This is a genomic window from Blautia sp. OF03-13 (genome assembly GCF_003460685.1).
In the GTDB taxonomy this organism is placed as follows: Bacteria; Bacillota; Clostridia; order Lachnospirales; family Lachnospiraceae; genus Fusicatenibacter; species Fusicatenibacter saccharivorans.
Genome location: NZ_QTVR01000008.1, coordinates 1 through 21,605, shown reverse-complemented (window position 1 = coordinate 21,605; position 21,605 = coordinate 1). Strand labels below are relative to the sequence as shown.

The window sequence follows — 21,605 nt, the reverse complement described above, 5'->3', positions numbered from 1 at the left end:
CTGCATAATCCACTATCTATAATAAAGTTTCGCACACCTGATGCATTTCCTCATAGGTGCGGATATTGTAACCTTTTACATCCCGGTTGATTTTTCTTAAAAAGCCGGTCAGTGTTCTTCCCGGTCCGATCTCCACGAAGGTATCAACGCCGTCCGCAATCATTGCCTCGATGCTCTGCTGCCACCGCACACCGGATGCCACCTGCTGGATCAGAAGGCCGCGTGTCAGTGCAATGTCACGCACATACTGACCGGTTACATTCGTTACATACGGAATCGCGAGTTCCATAAAACCGACACCCTCGAGCGCCTCCGTCAGTCCCTTGGATGCGGATTCCATCATCGGGGAATGGAACGGGCCGCTTACGTTCAGCGGAAGTACCCGCTTTGCGCCTGCTTCTTTTAACTTTTCCGAAGCCTCTGCCACTGCCGCCTCATATCCGGTGATGACAATCTGACCCGGGCAGTTGTAATTGGCAATGTAGGCGCCGGAAATCCCGCTCAAAATCTCTTCGATTTTTGCAGCTTCCATGCCGAGCACCGCCGCCATCGCGCCCTCGCCTGCCGGAACAGCCTCCTCCATCAGGATGCCTCTTCTGCGGACGACCTTCATCGCATCCGCCATTTCCATACCGCCGGCGGACACAATCGCGTTGTACTCGCCAAGGCTGAGGCCCGCTGTCACATCCGGCGTAAGGCCGCACGCCCGGATGGACTGCTCCATCGCCATTCCGGTTGTCAGCAGTGCAATCTGGGTAAACTCTGTCTGATCCAGATGTTCATTTTCCTCAAAACAGAGTTTTTTCATATCAATCCCGATCAGCTCGGATGCCATATCGTAGACGGCTCTCGCTTTCGGACATGCTTCATAAAAATCCGCGCCCATGCCGACACACTGGGAACCCTGTCCAGGAAACATAAATGCTGTTTTACTCATAACCGCGCCGGTGCTCCTTTCAGAAGTTCTTCCATCTCATTCATCATCTGCTCTATGATTTCTTTGCAGCTTTTCTCGTCTTTTACCATACCTGCAATCTGACCGGACATCACGCTTCCGGTTTTGACATCGCCGTCCACAACGGCTCTTCGAAGACCGCCGAGCGTCAGTTTTTCCAGCTCTTCGAACGGAGCTCCCTCTTTTTCCAGTTCCAGATAATGGCGTGTCATCTCATTTCGGATCGCCCGCACCGGATGACCGGTTGTGCGGCCTGTCACGCGGGTATCAATATCTTTCGCCTTGATCACCAGCTGCTTGTAATTTTCATGCACAACGGCCTCTTTCGAAGCGACAAAACGCGTTCCCATCTGAACCGCCTCGGCACCCAGCATAAAGGCTGCTGCCATGCCGCGTCCGTCCGCAATTCCACCGGCCGCAATGACCGGAATTTTTACGGCATCTGCCACCTGCGGAACGAGTGCCATCGTTGTCGTCTCGCCGATATGGCCGCCGGACTCACATCCTTCTGCCACAACAGCGTCTGCGCCTGCGCGCTCCATTCGTCTTGCAAGAGCCACGGAAGCGACCACCGGGATGACGCGGATGCCAGCGTTTTTCCACAGTTCCATATATTTCTCCGGATTTCCTGCGCCCGTCGTAACGACTTTTACGCCTTCCTCGGCAACCACTTTTGCCACCTCATCCGCATACGGGCTCATCAGCATGATGTTGACGCCGAACGGTTTGTCCGTCAGTTTTTTTGCTTCGCGGATTTCATTCCGAACCCACTCTGCCGGTGCCGCCGATGCTCCGATGAGGCCAAGGCCGCCGGCCTCGGAAACTGCCGCTGCCAGATGATGCTCCGCCACCCAGGCCATGCCGCCCTGAATGACTGGATACTGAATCCCGAGTAATTTTGTCACTTCTGTGATCATGAATCGCTTCCTCCTGCTTCCCGATCTTTCTTAGTTTTTGTGCTGCTCCAGATACTCTGCAACATCACCGACAGTTACCATCGTTTCCAGATCCTCGGTCGGGATTTCCACGCCGCAGGTGTCCTCGAGGGACATGACCATTTCAAACAGATCCAGGGAATCTGCTCCGAGATCCTCTTTGAAGGAAGTCTCCGCTGTGATGGTATCGATATCTGCTCCCAGTGCTTCTGCTACGGTTTCTTTTACTTTTTCTAACATGTTTTTGTCCTCACTTTTTTTCTTATTCTTCTTATTTTATATGGGCGTTTCTTACCATTCCAGGTACGCCGCGCCCCAGATCAGTCCTGCTCCGAAACCGGAGAGAACGATTCTCTGTCCTTTTTTGGCTCTGCCGGACCGGTTCCACTCATCCAGCAGAATCGGAATGCTCGCCGCACACGTATTGCCGTATGCTTCGATATTCCGCGGAAATTTTTCTTTCGGCGCCTTCAGTCGTTTTGCCACGCCGTCGATGATGCGGCTGTTTGCCTGATGAAGGATAAACGCATCAATCTCCTCGACCGGCACCTCGGCTTCTTTCAGCACCTCGCGGATGACTTCCGGCACGCGGGATAAAGCAAACTGGAACACGGCACGGCCGTCCATCTGCAGATACGTTCCCTTTTCGCAGGTCAGCGACACGCCTTTTTCTCCATCAGAATGGATCTTTTCGCACGCTTTTGTCTTCTGCTCCTCTGCCGTCAGCACAACGGCTCCCGCGCCGTCCCCGAACAGAATGCAGGTTCCGCGGTCACTCCAGTCCACCAGGCGGCTCAGGGCATCCGCGCCGATCAGCAGCACGTTTTTTGCCTTGCCGCTCCGGATATACAGCTGGCCCAGCTCATACACCGCAAGAAATCCGGTGCAGGCGGCGCTGACATCGAGACAGGCGGCACGGAAGGCACCGATTTCATCCTGCACAAGACAGGCGGTATTCGGAAAGATGCTCTCCGACGAGGAGGTTCCGACGAGAATCAAATCCAGTTCTGTCGAACAGATCCCGGCATTTTCCAGCGCTCTTCTCGCCGCCTTTACTGCCATTTGGGCAACCGTCTCCTCCCCGGCTATGTGGCGCGCACCGATTCCCGTCCGCTCCCGGATCCAGATATCGCTCGTATCCACCATCTTTTCCAGATCTTCATTTTTCCATATCGTCTCCGGTACATACGAACCGGTTCCCGCAATTCTGCCGTTTTTCACCTTACTGTCCTCTTGCTTATTTCATTCTCAAACATTTTTCTTTTCAAATGTTTTGATATTCAAAGTATATCATCAAAATTCATTTTGTCAACCTTTTTTTATTGCTTTTTCCATTTCCCACTTCTATAATGAAACTATGTTCGGGATTTTTTCGAAACTATTTTTCCGGATTCTATTATTTTGAGCCCCGGCGCAGGTTCTCTATCGAACACTCCGGCAGGCTCCAGAAAGGACACCAAACTTATGCAGGTTCCAATGTCATCCTATCTTGTGGAAATCAAACCACAGATTCAGGAACTGATCCGTCTGCTCGAGCGCGAATTCGATTATGTCAGCGTGCTCTGCACCGATGTCAAAGGTACGACCTACCGCGTCAGCATGCATCAGACCACCGTCGGCGATTATCACTTCTGTGAACGCGGCTTCGTTGTCCGTGTATGGCAGGACGGTTCCTACACCGAATATTCCTTCAACAACCTCACCGATGCCGCAGATCTTGCGGAGGAAATTACTTCCGCGCTGAAATCCGATTTCAGGCATTAAAGGCACTCGGCATTGCGCAGATGGAGTCTCCTCTCGTGCAGGAAGAAGCCATCGCAAAAACAATGCAGAATGAAATCGAGATTGACCCGGAGACCGTCTCCGCAGAGGAGATTCTCTCCCACCTTCGGAAGCTCTGCGACGCCGGCGCTGCCCATGAAGGAATTCTGGAATTCCAGAGTACCGTCAGCTTTGCCCGTGTCAACAAGCTGTTCCTCTCCTCCAAAAAGGATCTGATGCAGTCCTACGCTTTCTCGGAGGGCTCCCTTTCCGCAATCGGCACAGAAAACGGAAAACAGAATATGTCGTACCGTTCCTGCTCCGGCCTGAAAGGCGTGGAAATCTTAAATGAGATGGATGCGATTGTTGAGGAAATCATCGCCGTTCTGTACGACAAGCTCCACTCCGATCCGGTCACCCCTGGCATGTACGATGTCATCACCGCACCGGATGTCACCGGCGTGATTGCACACGAGGCATTCGGCCACGGTGTCGAGATGGATATGTTTGTCAAAGACCGCGCACTCGCCAAAGAGTATATCGGCAAGCCTGTTGCCTCCCAGCTCTCCTCCATGCACGACGGAGCAGTCGGCGCACAGCAGGTCAGCAGTTATCTTTTTGATGATGAGGGAACGCCCGGCACCGACACCACGGTCATCGACCACGGTACACTCGTTACCGGCATCAGCGATCTCGTAAGCGCACTCCGCCTTGGCACCACGCCGACCGGAAACGGAAAACGCGAGAGCTTCGAGCGCAAAGTCTACTCCCGTATGACCAACACCTACTTCACCGCAGGCACAGATAAACTCGATGATATGATCGCTTCGATTGAGCACGGCTATCTTCTCGAAAGCGTTCAGTCCGGTATGGAAGACCCGAAACACTGGGGCATCCAGTGCATGGTCGGACTCGGCCGCGAGATCAAAGACGGTAAGCTGACCGGAAAAGTCGTATCTCCTGTCACCCTGACCGGCTACGTTCCGGATCTCTTAAAGAGCATCTCCATGGTTTCCGACAAAGAAGAGCTCTTCGGCTCCGGCATGTGCGGAAAAGGTCACAAAGAATGGGTCAAAGTCAGCGATGGCGGCCCGTATCTGAAATGTAAAGTGAGGTTAGGCTGATGAACGAATTATACGATGTATTAAAAACAAGCAAAGCCAGCGACTTTCTGATCCGCGAAGAGCAGACCGAATCCCGCGAGGCATTTTTCATCGGTCAGAAGCTCGACATGAGCCGCGCGAAAAAAGTAACGCATACGTTTCTGACCGTCTTTGTCGACAGTGAGGATGGGAAATTCCGCGGAAGCGCAGAAAAAGAAATCCACCAGGGCATTTCCCGCGAAGAAATGAAGCAGGAAATTGACCAGGCGCTGTTCGCCGCACAGTTTGTGCAGAACCCATGGTACCCTGTTGCAGAGCCATCGGATGCCCAGGCAAGCGCCGACACGGCTGATGCTTCCCGCGATCTTACCGCTGAACTCGTAAAACTGGTGCAGGCTATGCAGGAAATCAAGGCGGAAGAGGATTCCCGTGTAAACTCCTATGAGATTTTCGTCAACCAGAAGCAGACACACATCCGCAATTCCCGCGGTGTCGATGTCACCTTCTCCGGCTTTGACTGCGAGATCGAGGTTGTCACAAACTCCCGCAAGGATGATCATGAGATTGAGATCTACAAAGATCTCCGCTTCTCCGACAAATCTGCCGAGAAGATCATCGCCGAAGTGCGCGGAATGTTCCACACCGGCCGCCAGCGTCTGAATGCTGTTCCGACCCGCCAGAATGAGCATGCTGATGTTCTCCTGACCGGAAATGCCGTCGGCAGTTTCTTCCAGTATTTTGCCATGCATACCAACGCTTCTTATCAGTATATGGGCGTTGCAAAAGCAAAAATCGGCGAAGCCATCACCGGTGCGGATGCGGATCCGCTGAATATCCGCCTCGTGCCGACGCTCGACGGCTCTGCCAAAAACGCGCCGTACGACGAAACCGGTATGCCGGTAGCCGAGCGCGTTCTGTTTGAAAACGGCATCTGCCGCTCCTACTGGGGCAGCCTTCAGCATGCCCATTATATCGGCATGAAGGATACTACTTCCATGAATAACATGGTAGTTGAAGGCGGTTCGAAAACACTCGACGAGCTGCGCAGCATGCCGCATATAGAAATCACCGATTTCAGTGCGTTTGATATGGATGCCGTAAGCGGCACCTGCGGCGGTGAGATCCGGCTCGCGTATGAAAGCGACGGAACCACCTCCCATCCGACAACCAGCGGATCACTTTCCGCCCGTTATGACGATGTGCTGAAAAATCTGACTTTCTCGAAAGAGACACAGCAGATAAACAACCGCGTGGTACCGTGTGCGGTACTGCTGCGGGATGTGACGGTGGCGGGAGAATAATTTTTCATTCTGCAGCATACGAAAAAGGAGCATCTCCAGGTTTCAAGTTCGAAACCGGAGATGCTCCTTTTTAATTTTCTGTGTTTATGTTCAGTCTTTTCTTCGTCTTCTGGATTTCTTTTTGCTTCCAAAATCCGGAACAACGACCAAGGTGTTAAGACCCAGATAAGTTTCAACATCTTCTGCCGTTTTGATATTGTCATTCAGCACAGTCTGCAGTGTCAGAATTGCCAAAACAAGAACAAAATTTCTAAACAGTAATGGGGTCTGACCCCAATGTGGTTATTTATAATCGTGTGTTTTCAGTGTTGTCGTAATCAGGTTGTGGACCGGCGTATCGTCTTCCACGACCAGTATCAATGTCTTATTCATTTAAATTCACCTCACTGAGCGGCAGCGTAAAACGAAAATGACAGCCGTGCGGAGCGCAGTCACGAAGCACCAGTTCCCCGCCATGCGCATTTACAATGGAGCGGCACAGCGCCAGCCCAAGACCAAGGCTTCTGCGGCTGTCACTCACCTTATTTTTTCCGGAATAGAACATTTCAAATACATGCTCCCTGCACTCCGCCGGAATGCCGGGTCCATTATCCTCCACCGCAATCCATACGTTTTTTTCTTCTTTTCCGGCTGTAATCCGGATCTTGGATCCTGTCTGTGTATATTTTACTGCATTGTTGATCAGGTTTACCAATACCTGTACAATCAGCTTTGCATCCATGCGGGCGAGCAGTACATCTTCCCCGCAGTCCACCGTAATTTTATGTTCGTTTTTCCGCCGCTCTGCATGGCGCAGCGCCTCACGGACTACATCCTCAACCACCTGATCGGATAACTGCAGTTTTACACTTCCATCTTCTATTTTCGTAAGCGCAAGCAGATTTTCCACCAGTTCAATCAGCCATCCGGCATCCTCATAAATATCCGAAAAAATCTGTTTCCGCATCCCTTCGTCCAGTGCGTCAAAGTTACTGATCAAAGAGTCTGCATTGCCGAGAATTGATGTCAGTGGTGTGCGCAGATCATGGGAAATCGTCCGCAGCAGATTCACCCGAAGCTGCTCATTTTTTGCCATGACTGCCGCCTCTTCTTTTTCTCTCGCACTTTGTTCCCGATCCAGTGCCATGGCGCACTCTCCCAGAATAGAAAGCAGGATACTGTTCTCAAACGCATCCAGTGGCTTTTGTCCGATGAAAATGCCGATCACACCATATCTGTTCTGTGCCGCATAGATGGAAAGGTACAGATACGGTTCTTCAGAAAAACGTTCTGTCATAGCTCCCGCCCGTTTCCGGTTTTTCAGAACCCACTGCAGGATTTCCTGTTCTTTCACATTAAAAACTTTTTCTGATTTTATTCCTGTTTCGGCGTTATAAAGAGTTCCCTGCACAATGCCGTTTTTCTTTTTTTCTACCGGCGCCACAACCAGATTTCTTCCCAGAAGCTTTATCAGCTGCGTTGCCGTAATATCAAAAATTTCTGACGCATCCTCTGCCTTTTGCAGAAGCTGGCTGGTATTAAAAAGAATCTTGGTTCGAAAGGCATCTCGTGCAGAAAGCTTTGCATTTTCTTTCAATTTTAAAGCAAGCGTACTGGTCAGGATTGAAGTGCCAAGCATGATCGCAAAGGTCACCGGATAGCCGGAACCATACGCATACAACGAAAGCCTTGGCTCTGTCATAAAATAATTAAACAGGATAACACTTGCCACAGAACTGATTACACTACAGGTATAACCGCTGGTCAGAATAGATGTCAGCATGACGCCAAACAAATATACGGTAATGATATTGGCATCGGTAAAACCGAGCCGAAAAAAGATTTCTCCAATTCCGGTCGCAGCAGCCAGAATCAGAACCGTAAGCATCAGTTCTTTCCAGGAAGGCAGCTCCATCCACTCCAGAAATTTTTTTCGTTTCTGATATCTCCGGTACACGTCTGAGTCTGGAATGATGTGAATTTCCAGATCAGGCACAAGATCCGTCAGACGCTCGGTCCACACCCTTCGCTGATGATGGAAATAGCCCTGCTTCATCATGCTCTTTCCAATGACAATCCGCGTCACCTCGGAAATTCTTGCGTATTCTGCAATCTGCAGGGCAATATCCTCACTGTGTGTCGTTACAATTTCTGCCCCGCTCTGCTCTGCCAGACGAACATGCTTCTGCAGCCTTGCCAGATCCTCCGGTGTTTTTTCTGTTTTTTCTGCTGTCTGCACATACAATGCCGTAAAGCCGGCCTGAAACGCCTGTGCCATCTGCGCCGCAGTCCGAATAATTTTTTCATTGGATGGCGAAGAGGACAGACACACCAGGATATGCTCTTTTTTTTGTTTTTCTTTTTCCAACTGTCTCACCCCGCCTCCTATTGTAGATCATAAACGAAGAGAAAGCTATAGTCAGGAAATCTTTTTTTCTCCCGTTTCCTGTTCTTGTTTTCTGTTTTCCGTGAAATTTTGTCCCGTTTCCGGTTCCTCTCTTCTGTTTTCCGTGAAAAATGTCTCTATCTGATCTACGAGCACGCCTCCAGACAAAAAACCGACCAGGGTAACGAAGAGCAGTCCTACACTTAACACAGAAATCACCTCTCTTTCAGATTCGAAAACATTTCTGGATCGCTTTATATTCACCAAGAACCAATATGGTAGCATCGCCATTCAGAACTGTCTCAGGAGACACCGCAACATCTGTTTTTCCATATTTTCTTGTTGCCAGAATATTAATACCGTATTTTTTCCGGATATCCAGCTGGCCGACATTTTTTCCAATCCAGTTCTCCGGGATTTCAACCTCAAAAATCGCATACTGACTGTCAATTTCAATATAGTCAAACACATGATCCGAGCTGTAACGAATTGCTGTCCATTTTGCCATCTGTTTTTCCGGATAAACAACCTGATCCGCTCCGTTCCGCAACAGGAATTTTTCCTGTACATCCCGTTCTGCCCGGGACACGACCCATTTTGCGCCCAGCTCCTTCAAAAGACACGCGGTTTCCAGCGAATCCTGAAAGCTGCTTCCGATCGTCACAATACAGACATCATAATTTCCCACACCAAGGGATCGCAGAAAGTCTGCATTGACACTGTCACCGATCTGTGCATTTGTCACATACGGCATCACGGCATCGATCCGTTCCTCATTTCGGTCTACCGCCATCACCTGATGTCCAAGCTGATTCAGATGCATGGCAATATGTCTCCCAAATCTTCCTACTCCAATCAGTAAAATATTTTTCATCTCATCTCTTCCTCTCTTCTTATCCTACATTTATTTTTTCCAGCGGCATTTTTGCATGTGCGCTCTTTCTCCCCGGCATCGCAGCATAAACAAGCGTCAGACCGCCAACCCTTCCAAGAAACATCAGTGCGATCAGAATTCCTTTCGAAAGAACACCGAGCCGCGGCGTAATTCCAAGCGTCAGGCCAACCGTTCCAACAGCAGATGCTGTCTCAAACAGACACTCAGAAATCGGCAGATTTTCTGCCACACTGATCACCATTCCTCCCATCAGCACCAGAAAAAGATACATCATCAGAATCGTAGATGCATTTTTTAATACCTCCTGGCCCACCCTGCGTCCAAACATCTGTGTGTCCTCTCTCTGACGGAACGTAGCAGACGCATTAGCTGTCAGCACGGCAAATGTGGTAATTTTCATTCCGCCAGCCGTTGATCCCGGTGCTCCGCCAATCATCATCAGAACAATCATAATCGCCTGGGAAGCACCTGTCATCCCGGAAAGATCTGCCGTATTAAATCCGGCCGTTCTTGTTGTCACGGACTGAAACAATGCGCAGAGCGTCCGCTCCTTGACCGGCATTCCAGCGAAATCCCGGAAGAAAAAGAAGGCCGCCGGAACAAAAATCAGAAACAGACTTGTAATCAGGATCACCTTGCTTTGCATACAGTACTGACGAAAATGGTATTTTTTTGTATAGATATCATCCCAGGTCAGAAATCCGATTCCACCTGTTACAATTAGCCCCATAATCGTAAGATTAACCAGTGGATTTCCCACATAAGAAGTCAGAGACGGATACAGATGATCCGTTTTTCCAAGAAGATCAAATCCTGCATTGCAGAATGCGGATACAGAATGAAACAACGCCATCCAGACTCCTTTTCCGCCGTAATCCCGTAAAAAAACAGGCAGAAGAAACAACGCCCCCAACAGTTCAATTCCAAAGGTTCCTTTGAGGATAAAACGCGTCAGGCGCACAATTCCGCCCACCTTCGGGGCAGAAATCGCATCCTGCATCGTGCTTCGCTGCATCAGGGAAATTTTTCTCCCGGAAAGCATCGCAATCGAAACAGCGATCGTAACCACACCAAGACCACCGATCTGAATGAGCAGCAAAATCACGCTCTGTCCAAAGACGGACCAGTAGCTTCCTGTATCTCTGACTGCCAGTCCTGTCACACAGGCGGCTGATGTTGCAGTAAACAGTGTTTCTGTAAATGGCGTTACATTTCCTTCCCGCGAAGCCACAGGAAGCATCAAAAGCAGTGCTCCTGCCAGAATTACCCCCGCAAATCCAAGAATGATAATTTCAAACGACGACCATTGTTTCCTGTATCGCAGTTTTATACTCCACATTTCTCTTTTTACTCCTTCTTTTTGATTCTTCCTTATTTTAGAGACTTCCGTTTTAAAAACGTATAAATACCTTTTCCATGGCATTAAGATTGTATAAAGATTTTTCGAATTTCAAGCCCAAAAACAGGAACCGCCCAAAAGTTTCCCACAACAGTAATGGGGTCTGACCCCAATGTGTGTATATCCTTCTTCTTTTACCGCATTAACGCATTAGTTGGTTAAACTGTCGATTTTTCTCCTTTTGAAAGTAGATTCTTTTGTCATAAATATTAAAAAAAGTATTTACAAATCCTTACGCATCAGTTGTTATGTATATAATCTATTGAGAAGTTCGTGTAGAATTATGCAATTTTGTTTTTAATAAATACTCTGTTTCCTTTCCCAATGGCATTTTGTTGACTTTTTACGTCAAACAGAACGGATCAAAGGGTAAAATACCAAATTTTTTCGCAAAAAATCACTCAACGTAATTACAGATGAAATCGGATCCCTATCCCGAAAAAAACATCGCACCTTATTTTCGAAAGGAGATAGCAATTTTATGTTTCATTTTCTAAAAGGAAAGAACAAAGAAAATGTTCTTTACGCACCTTGCAAAGGAAAAGTAGTTCCGCTTTCCGAAGTCCCGGATCCTACCTTTTCCGAAAAAATCCTGGGGGACGGATTTGCAGTGATTCCGTCTGAGGGAAAAATTTATGCACCGACAGACGGTGAAATAGCCATGGTATTTGATACTCTTCATGCCATCACGCTCACAAGCAGCTCCGGAGCCGAAATCCTGATCCACATCGGCCTGGATACGGTTACACTAAAGGGCGCACCGTTTACCGCACACGTTGCAGCCGGCGATCAGGTCAAAAAAGGAGATCTTCTGATGGATGTCGATCTGGACAAGATCACCGGAGCCGGATTGAACACAGTCACTCCGGTACTGATTTGCAATACCGATGATTACGAGAAAATCAGCTTGAAAAAAGAGGGCGAAGTTTCCTTAGACGAAGCCGTTCTCAGTATTTCCTGATCTTTTTTTGATCTTTCGTCAGATGAATCTTCATCCTCTTCTTTTATGAAATGAAATGTACGCTTGAAGGCTTTTCTCACTTGCTTTTGTGAAATGTACGCTTATAGCCTTTTCTCACTTGCTTTTGCGAAATGCCCTCTCAATGTCTTTTCTGCACTTGCTTTTGTAAGTATATTGGGTGGATTCGGTAAATTCACGTATCTAATTGGAGGTATCCAGTTATATAAATTATCTTTTAAGGAGGGAGAAATATATGAAATTTCTTCAGAAACTAGGGAAAGCCCTCATGCTTCCTGTAGCAGTACTGCCGATCTGCGGTATCCTGATGGGTATCGGATACCGGCTGTGTCCGGCAACGATGCAGGGCGGCGAGATCTCGGGCGTAGTAAACCTGATCGGTCTGTTTCTCGTAAAAGCAGGAGCAGCTCTGATCGACAACATGGCAATCCTCTTTGCAATCGGCGTTGGTGTCGGTATGTCAGAAAAGAATGACGGTACCGGCGGAATCGCAGCTCTGGCATCCTGGCTGATGATCACAACACTTCTTTCTACCGGAGTTGTTACAACTATCATCCCGTCCATCGCTGAGAGTGCTACAAAGACGCTGGCCTTTGACAAGATCGAAAACCCGTTCATCGGTATCCTGGCCGGTATCATCGGATCTGCCTGCTATAACCGTTTCAAAGACACCAAGCTTCCGGACTGGTTATCCTTCTTCAGCGGCAAACGCTGTGTAGCAATTGTTTCCGGTGTTGTTTCTATCGTTGTATCTGCTGTTCTGTTACTGGTATGGCCATTACTGTTCGGTGCTCTGGTAGCAATTGGTAAATCTATTGTCAGCCTTGATGTTGTCGGTGCCGGTATCTATGCATTCCTGAACCGTCTGCTGATCCCGACCGGATTACATCACGCTCTGAACAATGTATTCTGGTTTGACACGATCGGTCTTGGTGACTTGAAGCACTTCTGGGCTGGTGAAACATCTGCTGATGTAACCTGGAGCCTTGGTATGTACATGTCCGGATTCTTCCCATGTATGATGTTCGGTATTCCTGGTGCTGCACTTGCTATGGTAAGATGTGCAAAACCTGCAAAGAAAAAAGCTGCGATCGGTCTGGTAGCTTCTGCTGCAGTTTGTGCATTCATCTGTGGCGTTACAGAACCTTTTGAGTTCGGATTTATGTTCCTTGCTCCTGCTCTGTACGTAATCTATGCATTACTGTATGGTATCTTTACTATGATCACAGTTGCTCTCGGCTTCCGTGCAGGATTCAGCTTCTCCGCCGGTGCTATGGACCTCCTGTTCTCATCCTCACTGCCCGCAGCACAGAAAATATGGCTGATCATTCCGCTTGGAATCGCAGCATTCCTCGTATTCTACTTCGTATTCCTGTTTGCTATCAAGAAATGGGATCTGAAGACTCCTGGACGCGAAGACGATGATCTCGAAGCAGAGAAAAAAGTAGAACTGGCAAGTGATAACTATACCGCAATCGCAGCTAAAATTCTGGAAGGCTGCGGCGGAAAAGAAAACATCACAAGCATTGATAACTGCGTTACAAGACTGCGACTGGAAGTGAAAGATATCACTGCCGTAAACGACAAGGTAATCAAATCTGCCGGCGTGGCAGGCGTGATCAAACCTGGCAAAACCTCTGTACAGGTTATCGTTGGAACAAAAGTTCAGTTCGTAGCTGACGCTTTCTCCAAACTTTGTGAATAATATTTACCCAGGTAGTCCAAAAGGAGCATATCGCTGATGCGGTATGCTCCTTTTAATTGCGCAAAGTTTTCCTTATTTTCTGCCCTTTCGCAGAGCAGGAACCCGGCTGTTGTTTGTCAAATGGCTGCTATCAAAACCAAAGGTCGGATTACTGGTGGTTCCGAAAACGTGTGCATATATGTGGGGAATCGCCGTGTGACCTCAGCTCTTGTTCTAAGCACCGAGCAACTTTTCGGGACAGGTACAGCACAGTACATCGTTTCGTAAATGTATTTTTTTAAAATCTTGTTATGAAAAGGAGTGCGAAAAAACGTAACTTTGTTTTTTCGCACTCCCATTTTCTCTCCCAAAAAACGCCGCAGCTCTCGTCTTACTTCGCGCTGTCTGCATCAATCACGGACTGGATCTGTTTCATCAGCGTATCATAATTCTCCTGATTGTCGATTCCGCCGAGCATCGGCTCTCCCACAATATTTCCATTTCGATCGACTAAGATTGTGGTAGGAAATGCCATAATATCGGAAGCATACTTTCCTGCCGCGGAAGCAGAATCAATGGAAAGATTGCGGTATTTCGCACCCTGGCTTTCGAGAACCGCTGCTGCTTCTTTGATCGCATCCTGATTTCCGTCGAAGGTTTCTGTGTTGATGCCTACAACCTCGCCTCCCATGGATTTGATTGCATCGTTTAATTCGTTCAGCTTGGATAACTCAGCAACACAAGGCTTGCAGCCGGTAAACCAGAAATTCACGACCGTTACCGCATTTTTGGAAAACAGACTTTCGTCAACTGTATTGCCATCATAATCCTGACCCGAGAAATCCCGGAACGGAGACGCCTCTTCGGAATCGTTTTTCGCGTCGGTATCTTCCGATGCTGTACTGCCGTTTTCCATTTCCGCTATCTGTTCCTCAATTTTTCGTATCGTTGCAATATCATCCGTCAGTGTATTCAGCTCGTCCTCTGAAAAAGAGTCCTTGTTGGCTTCAACCGTGTCTGCCAGATAATCCCCATAATTTCCGCTCGGATCAGCCGTGCTTTTATTCATCATGCCAAACACCTTATTCCATACATCCGCATGATCTGCAAAAATCTGGTTTTCCTGCTGATATAAATCGTCCAGCTTTGTGCCGGAAGCCCCTGCCGTTTCGGTTCCGGATTCCGCAACAGATCCCGTAACAGCTTCTGTGCCGGATTCCGTCTGTGTTGTCTGCGTTTTCTTTGTGTCTGCAGCCTCTTTTCCGTTGCATGCGGTAAGTAATAATGCTACGCTGAGTGTAAAAACAGGGATAAAAGTTCTTTTGGTTTTCATAAGTTATGGCTCCTTTTAAGATAGTATAATGTGAAAAACAAGAATTCAATATCATCCTTCGATACTTCGTGATCTGCTGCTGATCAATGGTTTCTGATCTCTGACTGTTGATCTCCGGTGTCCTTTTTCTGACACGTTTTTCCCAGAAACTGATAGTGGATCGCATCCTTCGGGCAGGCCTTGATGCAGGCTCCGCATCGGATGCATTCCGGATGATTTGGGGTCCGGCACACGTCGATATCCATTTTACATGCCCTGGAACACTGGTTGCATCCGACGCATTTGCTGTTTTCAATCGTGATATGTAAAAAGCTTACCTTATTAAATAAGGAATAGATTGCCCCAAGAGGACAGATCCATTTGCAGAAAGGTCTGTAAAACAAGATGCTGAGCACGACAACCGTAATCAGAATACAGAATTTAAACGAAAACAGCTTGCCCAGTGCAGACCGGATTGCGGCATTTCCGATGGAAAGCGGGATCGCCCCCTCCAGAACGCCCTGCGGACAAATATATTTGCAGAAGAACGGATCTCCCATCCCGATCGAATTCGTTGCAAACATCGGCAGAAGAATTACAAAAACAACAAGGATGATATATTTCAGATACCGCAGCGGCTTCAGTCTGGCCGTAGAGAATTTCTTTCCGGGGATTTTGTGAAGCAAATCCTGAAACCATCCAAACGGACACAAAAAACCACAGATGAATCTTCCCAGTGTCACGCCGAGTAAAATCAGGAACCCGGTTATGTAGTAGGAAAACTTAAATTTGGATGATCCGACAACCGCCTGAAAGGCTCCGATGGGGCACGCTCCCGTCGCTGCAGGACAGGAATAACAGTTTAGTCCCGGTACGCATACCGTTTTCGCCTTGCCCTGATATATTTTGCCCTGAAAAAAATTGGGGATATGAGGATTGGTAAGCAGTGTGGCCGCTGCCTGTATCCACCCGCGTATTCCGGCTATCTTCTTTGATCGTAACTTCTTTTTCTTATCCAATTCCGACACACTCCAGACATAATTTAATTGCTTTCCCAAGCACAGCAGCCGCTTCCCCTCTGACGGCACCATAGCCCATCATTGCTATGCCTGTGATAACTAAAACAATTTGAGATATTTTTCTGCACTTCAAAATATGATTGCTCCTTTTATTCTATTGATTGACCAGCTGACTCTGATATTATACAATAGCAGTTGTAAAATCATTGTTAAGAAATGGGCAGGTGAAAAAAATTTTGAGATTATTAATCGTGGAAGATGAGAAACAAATGTGTGACACAATTGCCAGAAGTCTGTACGCCGCCGGGTACGAGGTAGATACCTGCTATGATGGCGCGGAGGCTCTGGAATGCATCCTGGCAGAAAATTATGATCTGATTGTCCTGGATCTCAATCTGCCCGGCATGGACGGAATGGATCTTCTAAAAGAGCTCCGGAAGGAAAACGAAGAGACGAAGGTTCTGATCTTATCTGCAAGAGGACAGATTGCAGACAAAGTAGAAGGACTCGATGCCGGGGCAAATGATTATATGGAAAAGCCGTTCCATCTGCAGGAGCTGGAAGCGCGGATCCGCAGTCTGACGAGAAGAAAATTTGTGCAAAAGGATGTCTGTCTGGAAAGTGGCAGGATCAAATTCGATACCATCAAACGGGAGGCCTATGCCAACGGAACCCTGGTTCCCCTGACAAGAAAAGAAAACGGAATTTTGGAATATCTGCTTCTTCACCTTGCAGACCGGTAAGCCAGGAAGAATTGATCGAGCATGTCTGGGATGCCTCCGTGGACAGCTTCAGCGGATCCATCCGCGTCCATATGTCTTCGCTTCGCCGAAAGCTCAGGGCGGTACTTGGATACGATCCGATTTTAAATAAAGTAGGCGAAGGATATCAAATACGAGAGGAGTCCGACCGATGAAAAAAATATCACTGCAGTGGAGACTTACCTGTATCATTACCCTGTATATTGCGGTCATCTGTGGATGTCTGACCCTGCTTGTCTATAAAAACGGAATTTATTATATCGATTCCCTGCAGGAGACCGTAGATGCCCGGGGCGATGATGCCGGAGATCAGGGCGGAGACGGTACCGCAGACGGTTCCGATCAAATCTATATCAGCATTCCGGAGGACAAGTGGGATGAATTTGCCAGAGATTTCTCTGTTCAGGTGTACAACAATAAAGCAGACTACAAAAGAAACAGCCTGATCCTTTCCGCCTTATTGGCCCTTCTTGGCGGTGTCGCTACCTATTTTATCAGTGGTCATGCACTCAGACCCATTCGTGAGTTCTCCGAAAAAATCGAGGAGGTGCAGGCACAGAATCTGGCCGATTCGCGCATTGAAGAAAACAAAGTAAAAGAGCTGAACCAGCTTCGTATTTCGTATAACAAGATGCTGGAACGTCTCGCAGATGCTTTTGAAATCCAGAGACAGTTTACGGCAAATGCAGCACACGAGCTTCGCACTCCACTGTCTGTCATTCAGGTACAGCTCGATTTATACCATTCCACCCCGCATCCGGGCAATGACGCCGACACCTTACAAACACTGAAAATGGTGACGGAGCAAAACGGCCGACTCAGCAAAATGGTCAAGACACTGCTCGATATGAGTGAGCTTCAAACAGTAAGCAGGGATGAAACCATTGCCATTGACGCCCTCGTCGATGAAGTACTGGTGGATCTGGAACCGCTTGCCCAGGAAAAAGAGATAAAACTGATCGGAAACTGTAAAGATACCACTATGGTCGGAAGTGACATTTTGATTTACCGGATGGTATACAATCTTGTTGAGAATGCAATCAAATACAACCATTTCGGCGGACAGGTTACCATAACCGCATACCGGAACGGAAAAAATATCTGCCTGTCCGTAGAAGATACCGGAAGCGGAATCCCGGCTGAATTAAAAGAACGCATATTTGAACCATTCTTTCGTGTAGATAAATCCAGAAGCCGCCAGCTTGGCGGAGTAGGCCTTGGGCTGGCCCTGGTTCGTGAAATCGTGCGCGTACATGACGGCAGAATAACCGTTCAGTCCAGCCCGTCCGGCGGAACGATCTTTGAGGTAGTCTTTACACAGTGACATCATCCCAAAAGCCAGTCGATGATATTCAGCGGATAGCAAAAAATCTAGAGCTGGCACTCTAGATTTTTCTGGCTTACTTGAAAATATAATTGCTTTTCTTAGCTATTCATATACTAACACGTTTTTCTTTTAAAATCAACTTGAAAATATGAATTGCTCAAAATATATTTTTATGCTATCATGGATTTGCTGTCGACTCTTTCCAGCGGAAGGAGGTGACTTATTTGGAATACATAATTGCTTTTCTTATTTCTGTATTGGCATCTATAGTTGGCTACTATATTTGCAAGTGGTTAGACAGAAATGACAGACAGCACTAGCCCAAACGGAATAGTCCACCTTAACGGACTTGAGAATCCTGAAGCTGGCACTTCAGGATTCTTTTATTTCTGATCCTTTTTCTTTAAGAAAATCGCAAGGGGTCGAGTAGACGCACCCCTTACGATCGTGCGCCCCTCACAGATCCGGACGTGCGGCTTTTCCGCATCCGGCTCTTTGCGAAACGAATTGTTCACGTTATCATTCATATACACTGACATAGATCCGAGGTCTTACCAGCGGATAGCTGTTATTCATCATATTGAGAAATCTTATCCAGTTATAGCTTTTCTTCTGGCTTCTCCGATTCAAACAATAAAACAGGCTTTTCATAATATTATATCGGAATGCTGTTATACTCTTTGAATTGTCAGTGATTCCATAGTAATGGTAATAACCAGTCAGTATCTGATTGAGTTTTGTTATAATCTCCTTCAGACTGTGTGTCCTCATTCTCGCTAACAGCAGATTGATCTCTCTGCATTTCTTTGCAAATTTCTTCTTACTGGTTTTCCTCTTTACCCTGAATCTACCATTCCTGCTCTGGGAACAGTAGTGTGTAAAACCCAGAAAGGTAAAGGTCTCTGGCTTCTTTCCGAGTTTCTGGCATCTTGCCTTCGCATAACGCCCAAACTCTATCAGACGACTCTTTTCTTCCTCAAGGCTTAATCCAAAGTATTCCATTCTATGTTTCAAGTGTTCATAGAACCATTCTGCATCTGATTTATATTGGAATGTCACTACAAAATCATCAGCATAAACCACCAGACCTGCATAACCTTTGTACTATTTATATTCTAGCACCATTCCAGTGCTTTGGAGAGCTTTGTGGTATCGCCGCCGATCTCAACGGTGATGCCCTGGATTCTGGAGGCCATTTGCGTAACCACTCCTTGCCGGCATGAAAAAAGCCCATCTGCACGGAGCAGACAGACTAAAAATGGGTATAAAAATGTCCTGCCAGCTTTCACCAGCAGGGTTGATTAGAATTTTTACTTGTAAAGGTCTTCCAGCGTTATCAGCCGAACTTCACCTCGCTCTTGTGCCTGAAGAAGTCCATCTGTGAATCCGCCTTTCGAGAAGATATAGTAGTGATAGTTGTTGCCCTTTCCAAAAACTGAGGCATAATCCCGAATCAAATCGAGTTCATCCACACCGATTTTCTCATTCCGGTATTTGCATGAACCGATGATATAGTCTTTGCCCTCAACAGGAGTTCCGACGATATCAATCTGTATCTGCTTTTTCTTCTTCGGGTCTGTCCCCCACCACTGGCCGATTTCACTCAGCTCAATAGGAAGGCTATCCGAATAATAGAGCAGGTAATCCTGACACATCTTCTCATAAATTAGACCCATGTAATCAGGAAGATACTGCTTTACAGCGTGTGGATAGGTCTTTGCAATTCTGCCAGAGTCAATGGCACTCATATTGATTGGCACAAACCGATACCAGAAACGGAAGAAGTTATCAGCCAGCAGATAGATGGTTTTCTTACCCGGTTTTTCTGTAATCGGTGTTTCTTTCTTCGCAATGCCAAGGTCGATCAGCGTTTTCAGGTACTTCGATACGACCGAGTTTTCCTCGCCGACCTTCATCTTGATATCGTTCATTCGGGAAGCACCTTCTGCAATCGCTTTAATGATTGCATTATAAATGGCCGGCTCCCGGAGTTCCTGCTTCAGTAAGTTCCCCGGTTCCTCATACAGATAGCTGGAGCGGTCAAAGAAATTATCCAACAGAGCTTCATCACACTATCTCGCACATCCAACTTATTGATATAGTGGGGAACTCCTCCCGTGATCCCATAAATCAGGGAATTGTCTTCTGCAGACAGATTTGGGTGGAACACAGCGGTTTCTTTATAGTCTAGCGGCTCAATCTTAAACTGGCCAGTACGTCTGCCATACAACGGACTTTCCTTTCCAAGCACCTGACTCTCCATGAAGCTCATAGAGGAGCCGCAAAGAATCAGGTACATCTTGGACTCTGTCCATTTGTGGTCGATGATGTGCTGCAGCATCGCTGAAATAGCTGGTTTTGCTTTTGCAAGATAAGGATACTCATCAATGACAAAGACAATCCTCTTTTCCTTTGAAAGTGCTGTCAACTCATCCAAAGCTGCATCATAGGACCTGAACTCCGGTGCAGACTCCATATCCGGCCGCTCAAAACTCATAATCGACTTTGAGAGAGCTTCCAGATTTTCCTTTCCTGTCGTGTTCAATGCAGAAAAGAAAATGGTAGGCTTATCTTTGCAGAACTCGTTGATCAGTGCCGTTTTACCAACACGCCGTCTGCCGTAGATGACAATGCACTCAAACTTATCACCTGCATACCGTTTATTCAGTTTCCGCAGCTCATCCTCACGGCAATAGAATTGACTCATCTGCTCACCTCCAATAATTATACTCGTGAGTTAGTAACTCGTAAGTTACTTCTTTACGAGTATAATAAATCAGATAATCTGCAAAGTCAAGTAAAATAACGATAAGTACATATGTTGCCTTCCATCCTGACCACGATGTCGGCCCTCTGGTTCTTTTGGGATTTCGGCGCTCACTAGCTATCCCTGTTACCTTGCTGTCTACGCTTAGCCTACAGCGTTGCCGCGGCAGACTCAAGACTCGCTTCAAATGCTGTGGTTAGCAGCTTATTTGATGGGGCTTCCACCCACCGGACTATATACCCTTTGCTGGACGCACGGTCAGATCCCAATGTCACTTACCTTAACACTTACACTGTACGTGCTTCATAAAACACTAAATATTTTTCACCTATTGGCTCTTTACTAGCATTACAAGACTGCGCAAAACTCCATTCTAATAAAGCAGCTTTGCCTTGAAGCAAATCATTCCTAAACAGTTTTCGAATTTCAGGAATGTGCTTACTAAGACTATCCAATTCTTCATTACTTATAAAGTTTGCATTTCCAATTATTGATTTATTACCATCTATATCAGTAATTATAGTCACTTCTCTCTCAGAATACGTAACCAAATTCCATAAATCATCTTTTACCGCTTCTATAATTACTTTATCACTTCTTACTTCTAATGTTCCACTTTTATTTGCAATAAAATATGGATAATAGATAACAATTCCATTATTATTCATCTCTTTTAAAAGTTGATCAGCAAATTTTTTTGATACTTTCGATGATTCACCAATAGAACGCGGTAAGTTCAAATCATTTCCACGATATACAGCACTTCTTACAGTCCATAAATATCTATCTTCAAAATTCTCCTTTCCTGTATATTGTTTCCATGGAACAGATGGTAGCTTCATTTCCTTCAATTCCAAAAATCCCATCAATTTATTCATTTTTCAATCACTCTCACATAAATTTTTGTCCTGAAAATTTTTCATAAACAGATATTGCATAGGAATCCATCATACCAGCAATATAATCACAAATCAATCTGTCTTGTAATCTATTAGCATCTACATCCTTAAATCTTCATATTGCTCCATAATTTCTTTTGCTC

The 21,605-nt window shown here is 46.8% G+C and carries 21 protein-coding genes and 2 pseudogenes; 7 read left to right on the top strand and 16 right to left on the bottom strand.

Annotated features, from left to right (window positions below; translation table 11 throughout):
* Nucleotides 1–16: 16 nt before the first annotated feature.
* The 4 genes from fabD to DXA55_RS07600 are packed head-to-tail and all read right to left on the bottom strand — an operon-like array spanning nt 17 to nt 3,111.
* Nucleotides 17–937: an ACP S-malonyltransferase gene (gene fabD / locus DXA55_RS07615; RefSeq protein WP_117813611.1), complete on the bottom strand. Its 921-nt coding sequence runs from the start codon at nt 935–937 to the stop codon at nt 17–19.
* Nucleotides 934–1,872 (bottom strand): enoyl-[acyl-carrier-protein] reductase FabK, encoded by a 939-nt coding sequence (gene fabK / locus DXA55_RS07610; protein ID WP_022462596.1) that lies wholly within the window; start codon nt 1,870–1,872, stop codon nt 934–936. Before fabK ends, fabD begins: the two co-directional genes overlap by 4 nt.
* A gap of 30 nt (nt 1,873–1,902) precedes the next feature.
* Nucleotides 1,903–2,130 carry an acyl carrier protein gene (gene acpP, locus DXA55_RS07605; RefSeq protein WP_022462597.1) on the bottom strand — a complete coding sequence of 76 codons (228 nt, stop codon included), beginning with the start codon at nt 2,128–2,130 and terminating at the stop codon, nt 1,903–1,905.
* Nucleotides 2,131–2,181: 51 nt separating this feature from the next.
* Nucleotides 2,182–3,111 carry a beta-ketoacyl-ACP synthase III gene (locus DXA55_RS07600; RefSeq protein ID WP_117813609.1) on the bottom strand — a complete coding sequence of 310 codons (930 nt, stop codon included), beginning with the start codon at nt 3,109–3,111 and terminating at the stop codon, nt 2,182–2,184.
* A 243-nt stretch (nt 3,112–3,354) separates the two neighbouring features.
* Here DXA55_RS07600 and DXA55_RS18575 point away from each other — a divergent pair, with 243 nt between their 5' ends.
* The 3 genes from DXA55_RS18575 to DXA55_RS07590 are packed head-to-tail and all read left to right on the top strand — an operon-like array spanning nt 3,355 to nt 6,055.
* Nucleotides 3,355–3,654, top strand: a complete 300-nt coding sequence (locus tag DXA55_RS18575) for a hypothetical protein (protein WP_330415162.1) — start codon at nt 3,355–3,357, stop codon at nt 3,652–3,654.
* A gap of 35 nt (nt 3,655–3,689) precedes the next feature.
* Nucleotides 3,690–4,775, top strand: coding sequence for a TldD/PmbA family protein (locus tag DXA55_RS07595; RefSeq protein WP_330415161.1), 1,086 nt, complete (start codon nt 3,690–3,692; stop codon nt 4,773–4,775).
* A complete protein-coding gene (locus DXA55_RS07590) occupies nt 4,775–6,055 on the top strand; it encodes a metallopeptidase TldD-related protein (RefSeq protein WP_117813607.1) in 1,281 nt (426 codons plus the stop codon). Before DXA55_RS07595 ends, DXA55_RS07590 begins: the two co-directional genes overlap by 1 nt.
* A 285-nt stretch (nt 6,056–6,340) precedes the next feature.
* Here the strand turns inward: DXA55_RS07590 and DXA55_RS19230 are convergent.
* The 4 genes and pseudogenes from DXA55_RS19230 to DXA55_RS07570 form a co-directional block, all read right to left on the bottom strand.
* Nucleotides 6,341–6,427, bottom strand: a pseudogene (locus tag DXA55_RS19230) (DNA-binding response regulator); the annotation flags it as partial.
* Nucleotides 6,420–8,411, bottom strand: coding sequence for an ATP-binding protein (locus DXA55_RS07580; protein ID WP_117813605.1), 1,992 nt, complete (start codon nt 8,409–8,411; stop codon nt 6,420–6,422). The gene DXA55_RS07580 and the pseudogene DXA55_RS19230, both read right to left, overlap by 8 nt.
* A 235-nt stretch (nt 8,412–8,646) precedes the next feature.
* On the bottom strand, nt 8,647–9,294 hold the full coding sequence (locus DXA55_RS07575; RefSeq protein WP_117813603.1) for a potassium channel family protein: 648 nt from the start codon (nt 9,292–9,294) through the stop codon (nt 8,647–8,649).
* 19 nt (nt 9,295–9,313) lie between these two features.
* Nucleotides 9,314–10,654 carry a TrkH family potassium uptake protein gene (locus DXA55_RS07570; RefSeq protein ID WP_117813584.1) on the bottom strand — a complete coding sequence of 447 codons (1,341 nt, stop codon included), beginning with the start codon at nt 10,652–10,654 and terminating at the stop codon, nt 9,314–9,316.
* Nucleotides 10,655–11,195: 541 nt separating this feature from the next.
* Here DXA55_RS07570 and DXA55_RS07565 point away from each other — a divergent pair.
* Entirely contained in the window at nt 11,196–11,675 is a 480-nt protein-coding gene (locus tag DXA55_RS07565; protein ID WP_117813582.1) for a PTS sugar transporter subunit IIA, read from the top strand.
* A gap of 253 nt (nt 11,676–11,928) precedes the next feature.
* A complete protein-coding gene (locus DXA55_RS07560; protein ID WP_022461034.1) occupies nt 11,929–13,398 on the top strand; it encodes a PTS transporter subunit EIIC in 1,470 nt (489 codons plus the stop codon).
* A 370-nt stretch (nt 13,399–13,768) separates the two neighbouring features.
* Here DXA55_RS07560 and DXA55_RS07555 read toward each other — a convergent pair whose 3' ends face one another.
* From DXA55_RS07555 to DXA55_RS07545, 3 genes are all read right to left on the bottom strand, one after another.
* Complete coding sequence (locus DXA55_RS07555; protein ID WP_117813580.1) at nt 13,769–14,710, bottom strand: TlpA disulfide reductase family protein; 942 nt, start codon at nt 14,708–14,710, stop codon at nt 13,769–13,771.
* Nucleotides 14,711–14,793: 83 nt separating this feature from the next.
* On the bottom strand, nt 14,794–15,708 hold the full coding sequence (locus DXA55_RS07550; protein ID WP_117813577.1) for a 4Fe-4S binding protein: 915 nt from the start codon (nt 15,706–15,708) through the stop codon (nt 14,794–14,796).
* Nucleotides 15,701–15,844: a CD1871A family CXXC motif-containing protein gene (locus tag DXA55_RS07545; protein ID WP_055218540.1), complete on the bottom strand. Its 144-nt coding sequence runs from the start codon at nt 15,842–15,844 to the stop codon at nt 15,701–15,703. The genes DXA55_RS07550 and DXA55_RS07545 overlap by 8 nt, the downstream gene beginning before the upstream one ends.
* Before the next feature lie 133 nt (nt 15,845–15,977).
* Here DXA55_RS07545 and DXA55_RS07540 point away from each other — a divergent pair.
* Nucleotides 15,978–16,624, top strand: a pseudogene (locus DXA55_RS07540) (response regulator transcription factor).
* Nucleotides 16,621–17,793, top strand: a complete 1,173-nt coding sequence (locus tag DXA55_RS07535) for a sensor histidine kinase (protein ID WP_117813575.1) — start codon at nt 16,621–16,623, stop codon at nt 17,791–17,793. The pseudogene DXA55_RS07540 and the gene DXA55_RS07535 overlap by 4 nt, the downstream one beginning before the upstream one ends.
* Before the next feature lie 522 nt (nt 17,794–18,315).
* Here the strand turns inward: DXA55_RS07535 and DXA55_RS07530 are convergent.
* From DXA55_RS07530 to DXA55_RS19225, 5 genes are all read right to left on the bottom strand, one after another.
* Nucleotides 18,316–18,879, bottom strand: a complete 564-nt coding sequence (locus tag DXA55_RS07530; protein ID WP_117813574.1) for a group II intron maturase-specific domain-containing protein — start codon at nt 18,877–18,879, stop codon at nt 18,316–18,318.
* A gap of 227 nt (nt 18,880–19,106) precedes the next feature.
* Nucleotides 19,107–19,853, bottom strand: a complete 747-nt coding sequence (locus tag DXA55_RS17660; RefSeq protein ID WP_242998400.1) for an ATP-binding protein — start codon at nt 19,851–19,853, stop codon at nt 19,107–19,109.
* On the bottom strand, nt 19,796–20,503 hold the full coding sequence (locus DXA55_RS17655) for an AAA family ATPase (protein WP_242998399.1): 708 nt from the start codon (nt 20,501–20,503) through the stop codon (nt 19,796–19,798). Before DXA55_RS17655 ends, DXA55_RS17660 begins: the two co-directional genes overlap by 58 nt.
* A gap of 347 nt (nt 20,504–20,850) precedes the next feature.
* Nucleotides 20,851–21,441, bottom strand: coding sequence for a hypothetical protein (locus DXA55_RS07520; RefSeq protein WP_242998398.1), 591 nt, complete (start codon nt 21,439–21,441; stop codon nt 20,851–20,853).
* Between the two features lie 13 nt (nt 21,442–21,454).
* Nucleotides 21,455–21,538 (bottom strand): hypothetical protein, encoded by an 84-nt coding sequence (locus DXA55_RS19225; protein WP_242998419.1) that lies wholly within the window; start codon nt 21,536–21,538, stop codon nt 21,455–21,457.
* Nucleotides 21,539–21,605: the final 67 nt, after the last annotated feature.